This window comes from Haloarcula sp. Atlit-47R, from assembly GCF_003665985.1.
In the GTDB taxonomy this organism is placed as follows: domain Archaea; phylum Halobacteriota; class Halobacteria; order Halobacteriales; family Haloarculaceae; genus Haloarcula; species Haloarcula taiwanensis.
In genome coordinates this window covers 1-1,258 of sequence record NZ_QPLQ01000015.1, presented here as the reverse complement: position 1 = coordinate 1,258, position 1,258 = coordinate 1, and the positions used below count along the sequence as shown (strand labels likewise).

The 1,258-nt window shown below is 53.0% G+C and carries 1 pseudogene; it reads left to right on the top strand.

The window, feature by feature from the left end:
- Nucleotides 1-1,258 (top strand): annotated as a pseudogene (locus tag DVK00_RS21480) (hypothetical protein); the annotation flags it as partial.

Genomic DNA, 1,258 nt, shown 5'->3' with positions numbered 1-1,258 from the left:
TCAACACCGAACGCGACACGAAACAGGTCATCGGTGCGACCGACAGCCAGCTGATTCCACTGTCTGTCGCTGGCGACAACCTCGAACCACGCAATCCCGAAGTGACGTTCACGGGCGTCGAACAGACCACGACGGACGCGGGACTGTTCTCGACAACGCTGTCCGACGGTGAGACTATCGATTACAATATCGATGGGAACCAGCCAGCGACGAACGTTTCCACGACGTTCATCGGTAAGTCGACATCAAACCGCCGGACGGTTTCAGCCTCGAACCTTGCCAACGGCGACACGTTCAGCTACACGGCGGATGGGAACACTCTGGCGAACGACGTGTCGGTGACGTTTAAAGGAGATTCGTCGTTAAAATCGGCCTCAGACAGTGGCACGCTATCGGCTGGCGGGTCGGACTCGCTGAACCTCGAAGGAAACCTAAACCCGAGCAACGAGCAACTCACCGTCTCTGGCGGAGACTCATACTCTCAGGGAGAGCATACCTACGTAGCTGGTAATAAGTGGTCATCCGAATTAAAACGGGTTCCAAATTCGGCAATTACTGAGATTACATTTCATATGGAGGAATATTCTAGTGGTGGGTCCTATGAAATATATCTCACTCGTGAAGGAGTAGACGAAGACCACACTGAAGGGACGCTAGTGGCGTCTGGAGTGAGTTTCAACAAGCGAACCAAAACCGTCGATATTGAGACATGGGACCCAAAAAATTCGGATAATGTCACTCTCTCCGTTAAAAAAGACAAGAGTCCAGACCATGATATCCATTTTGAACGGAGCGGTGGCGGTGCTCAATCATTCGTCTACGACGGATATACCTACGATTCGTACATCCATATTGATTACAAAACCGGGGCAGATGTGACAATTTCGGCGGACAGCGGCACGTCTAAGAGCTTTTTTGTGGAGGGTGGAGGGTCGCAAACTAAGAGTTTCCCGGTCGCTCTGGGTGACAGTATATCCGTGAGCGGTGCTGGGGCAGTCGACTACTCGCTTGATTATACAGCCCGTACCGGAACCGAAAACCCGAGCATCGACATCAACGGCGACGGCTCCACCGATGCAAGCTACTCTGGCATTCTTCAACCAGGACAGACAGCGACGGTCAGCGCATCGAACGTCCCAACCGGCTCACACACTGCAACCATCTCACTTGACGGTGGTAAAGTCGATACAGACCTCTCGTTCACCGAGCGCACGGCGACAAAGAACCCGTCGATAGATATCAACGACGACGGGACGGC